Genomic DNA, 9,952 nt, shown 5'->3' with positions numbered 1-9,952 from the left:
CGTTGTAGGTAGGCAGCCAGCAAACGAGTCCCGATGAGCTTACATTAGTAAGTGATTCGGGTGAGTGCGCGCAGCTAACACCCCTACAACGTCAAGGCCGAAGGGGGTCATTGAGTTGCTGGATACGTATACCCACTCTGGAAACCTAATGGAATATCCAGCCCCCAGAACAGATACAGCATCAGGGTCAATACCACCGTTAACCCTAGCGTATAAGGCAGCATCATGGCGCATAACGTCCCGACGCCGGTCGTCGAGCAATACTGACGGCAATACATAATGATCAGCGGATAGAAGGCAAACATCGGTGTCGAAATATTCACTGTTGAGCTAACGCGGAAGCTGGCTTGGGTCAACTCAGGCGAAATCCCTACTGCCATCAGCATCGGAACCAATATCGGTGCCAGAATGGACCATTTGGATGACGCTGACGTAATAATAATATCCAGCGCACAAGATAGCAGGATCACACCTAAAATCGTGAAACCTGCGGGCATCGCCAGCGTACGCAGGAAGTCCGCACCAGAAATCGCCATTAACGTGCCAATATTAGAGTGGCTGAATGAATAGAGGAACTGGGCGCAGAAGAAGCTAAAGACCAAGAATGACACCAGTGAACGGGTAATGTTTTCCATGCTAGCAGTAACATCTTTGGTACTTTTAAAGGTGCCAGAACTGAAACCATAGATCAGGCCTGGAATAGCAAACATAAAGAACAGCAGTGGCACAATCGCTTGCATAATCGGTGCATCAGGGCGGGTCAGGCTGCCATCCGGTGAACGTAATAAGGAGTTTTCCGGATAGAGTGCTGCGGCCAGGCCGATCAACATCAGCAGCATAACCAGCCCTGCCCGTTTAAACGCCTTACTCTCCTGCGGAGTGACCTTCTGTAACTCATTATTGCTATGTAACCCACTGAGATCGCTATTTAGTGGCATCGATTTAAGCAGACGAGGCTCCACAATTTTATCGGTGATAAACCAGCACACCAAAATCACGCCAAAGGTGCTACCAAAACTGAGGAAGTAGTTACACAACACATTGACGTTATAGCTTGGGTCAATAATGTGCGCGGCCCCTTGGGTGAAGCCCTGCATAATCGGGTCGATAATCGATGGCGTATAGCTGGCAGAGAATCCCCCAGCTAACCCAGCGAAAGCGGCGGCAATACCGGCTAATGGGTGACGCCCACTGGCATAGAACATCATCGCGGCGACAGGCATCAGGATCACATAAGCCGAATCAGAGGCGACATGGCTAACCACACCGATAAAGACGACCGCTGGCGTTAAAATACGCTGTGGAGTGACGTTGAGCATTTTTTTCAACATCACCTGAATAAAGCCACTGCCCTCGGCAATACCAATCCCCAAAGTAGCAACAATGGTGATCGCCAGTGGTGGGAAGTTAATAAAGTTTTTGACCATAGTGGTAATAAAGGTCACCAGTTCAACCGGAGCCAACATATTGGTAACTTTAATCTGCTCACCGGTCAGAGGGTGGAAATAATCAAAGTTGATAAACGATAATCCAAAGGAGAGTGCCCAGCACACCCCCAGTGCATAAATAAATAGCATGGTGATGTCTGGCATAGCATTACCGATACGCTCAATTGCGTTCAATATGCCGGTCTGCCGATCGTTCTGCGGTTTTACATCTGACATATTCTGTCCTTTCCCTTGTAAAAATGTCATGGCTAAAACGAACAGGAGATACTGATGATTTCCTGCCTCAGTAGAGGTACTGCGTGGATGTAAGAGAAGATAGAACCAATGGATAATGGAAAATCAGCTGATAAATCCGTTAATGAATAGCAATATCTCGCGAATAATCCATTTATACCCGTCGCCCTTCAAACTGCAGGGGTGCTGACTGCCCTTGCTCATCCCAGTCACTTAGTTATCTAAGCTCCTGGAAATTTGCTCGGCTGCCGCCTACCTGCATCTCGACGTAACTTGGGTATAGTAACTCAATGAATAATATAATATTTTAGCGATAATTTTTTATAATAAAAATCCTAAACCGTCAATTTAAATTAATTAACCTTATCATCATCAATAAATATTAAATCTGTCATTTAGACCAATTAAATATATTATACTCCATAAAAATTAACACACGCGGATATAGAAACCATTTAATGATTAATTATCGATATATTAAACTAAAAAATAATTGGATTTATTACTGCTATCTGGGGGCCATCACTGCCAATCCCTTCACTTCATTGACCTCGTCGGCAACCCACAAGCCCGTTCGGATAAACTGACTCAGACCGCCAGTAAGCTAAAAATACCAGTAGTAGACCTTATGCCCCCCCTGTTATTTATCAGCCAAAATAACGCCTCTAAGACTGATTAATGGAGCGACTTTAATACAATGTTATCAAATATAACCTCGCACGTGTCAATGCCGAAGATAGATCCAGACCGTGAAATCCATGCTGACCGGGCAGCAGCAACAGCCTTAACTCCGGCTGACTATCATGCAATATGGGAAAAGTGGGCAAGCGAGGCAATACCTGGTGCTAACGAACAGCGGGACCAGGCAGTAGCAAGAATGAAAGAGTGTTTGGAAAATAATGCCGAAGACCTCGAACTCGATGAACTTGGTTTGACCTCATTACCCGAAATATGGCCCGCCTCGCTGTTAGTTTTAGATTTAGGCGATAATGCACTCACACAATTCCCCCAAAATTTACCCGAAGGGATGGAGGATTTAACTCTTTCATACAATAATCAGTTACAAGAATGGCCAGATTCGCTCCCTTCATCTCTGAAAGAGCTTTGTATCACACATTGTGGCTTCACTACGTTGGGAAGTTTACCGCCTAATCTGCAAGAATTGAGAGCGAGTTATAATCAGATAAACACGCTACCCGATACGTGGCCCGCCTCGCTGTCCTCTTTAGATTTAAGCGACAATGTACTCACACAATTCCCCCAAAATTTGCCCGAGGGTTTGGATTATTTGGATGTTTCCAGCAATCGTCAGTTACAAGAATGGCCAGATTCGCTCCCTTCATCTCTGAAAGAGCTTTGTATCACACATTGTGGCTTCACTACGTTGGGAAGTTTACCGCCTAATCTGCAAGAATTGAGAGCGAGTTATAATCAGATAAACACGCTACCCGATACGTGGCCTGCCTCGCTGTTAGTTTTAGATTTAGGCGATAATGCACTCACACAATTCCCCCAAAATTTACCCGAAGGGATGGAGAATTTAGCTCTTTCATACAATCTTCAGTTACAACAAGGCACAAGTTCACTCCCCTCGTCGCTGAAATTCCTCGATATCGCACGTTGTGGATTCACTGAGCTTTCTGAAGCTATAACCAGTTTACCTCTAACGTGTCAAATTAATATGGGACAGTGGGGGAGTTCGGGATATACCCGTCTTATTCCTGAAAATGTACGTGCGCTACTACAGGATCGGGAGCGGGAGCGGGAGGTATGGGTGGAGTTGGGGCTGGATATACGGCTGGCACAAGAAGCCCAGCAGGAACGTCCATCCCCCATTAACAAACTCAGTGACGTCATTGCCACCTGGCTACCCGCGGAGCAACAAGACAAACTGGCAGAAGGTTAGACAACCATTGAGCAAGAAGACAATGCTCCCGCATTTCAGACTGCTGACAAACCCCGATGACTCAATCTTGAACGGTGAGGATAGGCAGAGGAGTAAAGCGTCCGCGCCAGGGAGGGCGCGGTTCTAGCCCCCAGGGAAGGGGCATGGTTGTTGCAACTGGCTGGTTCGCCTACGCTACGTGAGCAGACCTTTCTTATCGCTCAGGAATCAACCGAGACCTGTGATGACCGCGTTGCCCTAACGTATAACCATATGCAAAAGGCGGTCATGGCCCATGAAGTTGAAAAAGGGGAGTATGACACACAGTTGCCTGAACTGATGGCGCGTGGTCGGGAGCTGTTCCGGCTGGAACAACTTGAGAATATTGCCCGCACTGGCTATCACAATGGTCCCCATGGAAAAGCGTGGTGCAACGTATTGAGCCTGAACGTTATGCTGCTGCGGTCGAAAAGCAGCACCACGCACTGGAGAATATTTACCCAGATAAACTGGCGGCTGAATTGGCCGCCAACGGGATGACGGGCGATGTGGATGCCAACCGCATTGTCGGCAAAAGAATCATGGATGACATCATGAGGAAGATCGACATGGCCCTGACTCTTGAGGTTCTCTCCGACAAAAACGCACTCTCCTTATTAGATAGTCAGTGGAATATCTAATCTCGCCTTAATACTGTACGGCCCGTTACCCCATAAAAAACGGCGCATATTTTGCTCTGCAATATGCGCCGCAGATAGGTCATTCATCTCCCCACTCCCCCCGCTCTTTTGGCTAATTCAGGCCAGTAAATTAGCTGAAAATACCAGTAGTAGACCTTATGTATCCCCTGTTATTTATCCGCCAAAATAACGCCTCTAAGACTTATTAAGGGAGCTGTTTTAATACAATGAATCTACCAAATATAACCTCGCACATGTCAATGTCGAACATAGGACCAGACCGTGAAATCCATTCTGACCGGGCAGCAGCAACAGCCTTAACTTCGGCTGACTATCATGCAATATGGGAAAAGTGGGCAAGCGAGGCGATAACGGGTGCTGATGAACAGCGGGGCCTGGCAGTGGCGAGAATGAAAGAGTGCCTGGAAAACAGTGCCGATAACCTCGAACTCTATGGGCTTGATTTGACCTCATTACCAGACATTCTGCCGCCGTGTAACGAGCTGGATCTCATGGGCAATAATTTAACTGAGTTGTCAGCAACACTGCCAGACAACCTGCAAAAACTGAATGCTTCTTTTAATCAACTGCGTACATTACCGAATACATTACCGGCCTCGCTGTTATCTCTAAATGTGTACAGAAATGAACTGGAACGGCTCCCTGAGCCGCTACCTGAAGGGCTGAAAGAATTAGACGTTGGTAATAATGAGTCACTGCAACTCCCAAACCGCTGGCCCTCGGTTCTGGAGTCTCTTGATATTGCAAACTGTAACTTAGCTGAACTGCCTACACTGCCGAACAGTTTGAAAAAACTGGAGGCGTATGGTAATCAACTGCGCACATTGCCCGAGACATTGCCAATATCGCTGTTAAGTTTAAATGTAGCCGCTAATCAACTCACACAACTCCCCGAAACATTGCCCGCCCTTCTGTCATCTTTACTGATACCGAGCAATAGGCTCACAGCACTACCGGAAAATTTACCTCGTAGCTTAAGGTGTATCAGCGCTGAATATAATCAATTACCCCAACTTTCCGACCTGGCCCGTCTGCACCCAAATTGTGAAATTATCTTATAAGGTAATCCTCTTTGCAAAAAGCAGTCATGAATCATGAGGAAGATCGACATGGCCCTGACTCTTGAGGTTCTCTCCGACAAAAATGCACTCTCCTTATTAGATAGTCAGTGGAATATCTAATCTCGCCTTAATACTGTACGGCCTGTTATCCCATAAAAAACGGTGCATATTCTGTCCTGCAATATGCGCCGTAGATAGGTCATTCATCTCCCCCCTCCCCCCGCTCTTTTGGCTAATTCAGGCCAGTAAATTAGCTGAAAATACCAGTAGTAGACCTTATGTATCCCCTGTTATTTATCCGCCAAAATAACGCCTCTAAGACTTATTAAGGGAGCTGTTTTAATACAATGAATCTACCAAATATAACCTCGAACACGCCAATGCCGAACATAGGGCCAGACCGTGAAATCCATTCTGACCGGGCAGCAGCAACAGCCTTAACTCAGGCTGACTATTATGCAATATGGGAAAAGTGGGAAAATGATCCAAGAACTGTTGCTGGTGAACAACGGGGCCAGGCCGTAGCGAGAATGAAAGAGTGTTTGGATAACAATGCCGATAGACTCAATCTGCATAACCTTGATTTGACGTCATTGCCAGATACCCTACCACCGTGTAACGAACTGTACATATCGAACAATAACATCACTGAGTTGCCTACTTTGCCAAACAACCTGCAAAGGTTGATGGCAATCTGTAATCAACTGCGTACATTACCCGATACATTACCTGAACATCTATTATCTCTATATGTGACCTCGAATAAACTCGAACGGCTCCCCGAGAACCTGCCAGAGAGTCTCGAGACATTAAATGTTAGCGATAATCCGTCACTGCAATTCCCAAACAACTGGCCTTCGAATCTGAAGTATCTTAACATTGCAGACTGTGAATTAACTGAACTGCCTACACTGCCGAACACCTTGACAGAACTGTATGCGGATTATAATCAACTGCGCACATTGCCCGATACATTGCCGACATCACTATTAACGCTAAGTGTGACCAGTAATCAATTCACACAACTCCCTGAGACATTGCCTGCCTCTCTGTCATTTTTAATGGTATTGTGCAATAGCCTCACCGCACTACCGGAAAATTTACCTCGTAGCTTAAGCTGTATCAGCGCTGAATATAATCAATTTTCCCAACTTCCCGACCTGGCACGTCTGCCCCAAAACTGCGAACTTCTCTTGGAAGGTAACCCTCTTTCTGCCGGAGCACTGCAGGAACTACAGCATATCCAAACTGACCCGCATTATCAGGGTCCACAGATTTACTACCCCGCATCAAAACAGGGATAGTAAGATGACGGGCGATGAAGATGCTAACCGCGATTCTGGCAAAAAAATCTTCAATGAGATAATGGGGGAGATCGATATGGCCCTGACTCATGAGGTTCTCTCTGCCAAAGGAGCCATCTCCTTATTAGATAGTCAGTGGAATATCTAATCTCGCCTTAATACTGTACGGCCCGTTACCCCATAAAAAACGGCGCATATTCTGTCCTGCAATATGCGCCGTTGATCACCATCATGTCGTTAGTCGTTAATTACCTGACGATAAAATCAGAAATTATATTTAACGCCTAACACCACGCTGGTTTCGCTGTAGCCTTTATTACCCACTTGCTGGCCGATATTGCCCCAAAGATTCAGTTGGTTATTTATCTGCCCATCAACGCCCAGTTTCAGCTCCGCAATATTTGCCGTCCCGGCTTGTTTCACCGTGACACCGTCTAATGTCGTGCCAAAATCTTTGGTATTATGGATCCAATTGGCTTCAACAAAAGGCTTAAATGCCGGGCCACTGGCTTTGGCTTTATCACTTGGATTGATAAAGGCCTTCGCCCCGAGTCGCGTCTGGATATTGCCATTACCGTCACCAGAGATAACCGTACCATTGGTTTCTGTATGGTCATCAGCTTTTACGCCCATCCACACCATCTGTGCTTTTGGCTGAATAAAGTAGCTCTGGTTAACACTTTCGCCAACCTTGAAGGCATAGCCCCCTTCGACTGATGCGGTAAAGCCTTTTGAGTCATATTTCTCAGTGGCTAAATCCTGCCCGCTAACGCGGTTGTCAAACCAACTGTATTGCACCCAAGAATCAACATACACGCCAGTGTCATCGGTATTGTCGGCAAGCCATGAACCATAGATCCCCACGCTGTAGCCATCCACCGAGCCAGTAGAACGGTAGCCGGCAACCTGTGCCACGGTAGAACTGCTGCTATTGGCATAGCCCGCCATCACCCCAACACGCCACAGGTCCTGCGCATTGCGGCTCCATTGCGCCACATCGCCACCAAGTTGCATCACATAACGGTTGTCCTGAGTTTGCAACTCACCGCTATCGTCACGGGAGCGATTATGGCTACCTTCGTTACGCAGCCACAGGCTGGTGGTCTTCTGCTCACCGGTAAAGACATCGGTATACAGCGTCTCACCCATTCTATCCGCCAAACTGGTAACGAACATATTGTTGGCTGCCGCCAGGTTAGCAGTGTAGCTCGCCGGTTCAGGGCGGCGGTCGTCTGCCTGAGTACGCAGATACCAGTTACCGTCATCTGGAGTGCTGGCCCCACCTTGATACAAGAAGTACTCATAAGCGCCGCCAACAGCCCGCCCGTTCAGGATAAACTGCCCGGCAGAATCACCACCGACATCGATAATTTTGATGCCTTCAAAGGTCCGCGCCCCAACTCCCCCAATATTGTTTACCGTGACATAACTTTGCCCTGCGGTATTCCCGGTAATAACCAGTCTATCCGTTACCGATGTATCTCCGGCCAGGATAGTATTGAAGGTGATCATCCCCTCATCACCGGTATAATTACCATCAATGGTGAAGGTGCCAAAATCCCCGCCCGTTAAGGCATTTGGCATAATCAGGTCGCCATGGTTTTCAACATTACCGGTCACCTGACCATATCCCCCTAAGGAGCCGTTAGCGGTAATCAGTACGTTACTGGTCAGATTTGCCATATTCGATGCGACGGATACCAGCAATGCATCCTCTTGCAGGGACTCTTCCACCGAAAGTAAGTGGGTAACCGCCGAACTGCCCAATTGCAGTAAACCCTCTTCAATCGTGGTGAGATCCGCACTGACGGTATCACCCTCAATTTTTACCGTTCCGCTGCCACGCTTCACCAAGGTACCTGTACCGCTGATGGCATTGGTTAAGTCCCAGACTGAACCGGTATCCAGGATCAACGCACCGCTATTGGCGATGCTGCTGCCACCTAAATGCTCGGCACTATTGGCAATGAGAATACTCCCGGCCTGATTAGTAAACAGACCAGAGTAACCGCTGTTATCACCGGCCAATTGAACACTGGCATTGTTACTTAGTAATACCTCGCCATCACTACCGGTCAAAGCGTTAAACAGTGTCCCGATGGTATTATCCAGATGCAGTGTGCCGTTGTTATTAATGGTGCCGTTCCCTAGCCCCTGCGCCTGAGACAGGTGTGCCACCGCGCCATTGGCAATATCAGTACTACCAGTAAAGCCAGCGTTACCATAAGAGACATTCAGCAAACCACCACTCAGTACCAATTCGCCGCCGCCAGTCAATGCACCATCAATTTGGCCTCCCCCCGTTACGGTTAACTTACCGTCGTTGAGATCCAGTGTACTGCCCCCTTCGGTGGCTAACTCACCCACCACCTGCTGGGTACCGTTGAGATCAACATGAGTGGCGGTACTCATCGCCAGCAAGGAGGTTTGCCCCAGTGCTGAATCGGCATCCAGACGTAAATTACCTGAAGAGACCCAAGTGGTACCGGTATAGCTATTGGTGCTATTAGATAAGGATGCCGTGCTGCCATCATTAGCAGACGCAAAGGCCAGATCACCGCTCCCCGTGATTTGAGCTGAAAGATCGTTAGATTGAGTCCCGTTATTCGCCAAGGTGGCGGTCAATACCAACGCATCACTGCCCGAGCTTAACAGCTCTAACGCGGTCAGACCGTAATTGACATACAGGCCATCATAACCCTCGCCAGTGGTCATACCGTAATTAAACGAACCAGTGGCGGCTGGAGAGGCACTGCCGGCGTTATGGATCCCCTGATAAGTGATCGCGTTTATCGGATCACCATTCTCATCCGTCAACATCAACTCATGGCCTGTCCCTGTCGCCGTCCCGGTTGCCAGAGTGACAATGATTTCGCCTTCATCCAGTTCCATCACCGATAGCCCATCCAGACTTGGTGCCAGATTGTTCGGCAAATTAACCCGAACTTCACCGCCCCCCGTAGTATCGATACTATTAGCCGCAATCGTCCCATCTGAAGTGATAATGCCTGAATTATCAACAATATCGTTAAACAGCAACGTGCCACCATTCATCGCTAATGCGCCGATATTCTGCACACCGTTACCCACCGAGGTCAGGTTACCGCTGGATAATTTCAACGTGGCCTGGGCCAATGCCGTGGTGTTATTACCGCTTAAATCAAAAGTAGCATTGTTCAGGTTGACCGTGCCGGTGAAGGCCCCGCCCACGGTTGTACCAAAGTCAAACGCGGTGCTGGCATCGTTTTTCGCCACATTCAGCAAGCCGTTACCGGTCAATGCATGATTAAACAGAGCAATATCGTCCAGATTCAGCGTC

General features: G+C 47.8%; 4 protein-coding genes and 2 pseudogenes. 4 read left to right on the top strand and 2 right to left on the bottom strand.

From position 1 onward, the window contains the following. Positions 1 to 107: 107 nt before the first annotated feature. A complete protein-coding gene (locus AC971_RS20820; protein ID WP_025381339.1) occupies positions 108 to 1,664 on the bottom strand; it encodes an AbgT family transporter in 1,557 nt (518 codons plus the stop codon). A 715-nt stretch (positions 1,665 to 2,379) separates the two neighbouring features. Between AC971_RS20820 and AC971_RS25855 the strand changes: the two are divergent. The 4 genes and pseudogenes from AC971_RS25855 (at position 2,380) to AC971_RS24850 (ending at position 6,781) form a co-directional block, all read left to right on the top strand. After that, positions 2,380 to 4,247, top strand: a pseudogene (locus AC971_RS25855) (NEL-type E3 ubiquitin ligase domain-containing protein). A gap of 227 nt (positions 4,248 to 4,474) precedes the next feature. Then, positions 4,475 to 5,326: pseudogene (locus AC971_RS20810) on the top strand (leucine-rich repeat domain-containing protein); the annotation flags it as partial. Positions 5,327 to 5,676: 350 nt separating this feature from the next. Further along, positions 5,677 to 6,633 carry a leucine-rich repeat domain-containing protein gene (locus tag AC971_RS20805; protein WP_025381341.1) on the top strand — a complete coding sequence of 319 codons (957 nt, stop codon included), beginning with the start codon at positions 5,677 to 5,679 and terminating at the stop codon, positions 6,631 to 6,633. Positions 6,634 to 6,637: 4 nt separating this feature from the next. Further along, positions 6,638 to 6,781 (top strand): hypothetical protein, encoded by a 144-nt coding sequence (locus AC971_RS24850; protein WP_167330748.1) that lies wholly within the window; start codon positions 6,638 to 6,640, stop codon positions 6,779 to 6,781. Positions 6,782 to 6,897: 116 nt separating this feature from the next. Here the strand turns inward: AC971_RS24850 and AC971_RS20800 are convergent. Next, on the bottom strand, positions 6,898 to 9,952 hold a 3,055-nt coding region (locus tag AC971_RS20800), incomplete at its 5' end, for an autotransporter outer membrane beta-barrel domain-containing protein (RefSeq protein WP_156170262.1).

It is taken from the genome of Yersinia similis (assembly GCF_001053095.1).
Classification (GTDB): Bacteria; Pseudomonadota; Gammaproteobacteria; order Enterobacterales; family Enterobacteriaceae; genus Yersinia; species Yersinia similis.
Note: the sequence above shows the minus strand (reverse complement) of the source record. Positions and strands in the feature narration are given on the sequence as shown.

Bases quoted from the DNA above. Each gene is read 5' to 3' on its own strand.
- AC971_RS20820 (WP_025381339.1), bottom strand. From the start codon at position 1,664: ATGTCAGATGTAAAACCGCAGAACGATCGGCAGACCGGCATATTGAAC.
- AC971_RS20805 (WP_025381341.1), top strand. From the start codon at position 5,677: ATGAATCTACCAAATATAACCTCGAACACGCCAATGCCGAACATAGGG.
- AC971_RS24850 (WP_167330748.1), top strand. From the start codon at position 6,638: ATGACGGGCGATGAAGATGCTAACCGCGATTCTGGCAAAAAAATCTTC.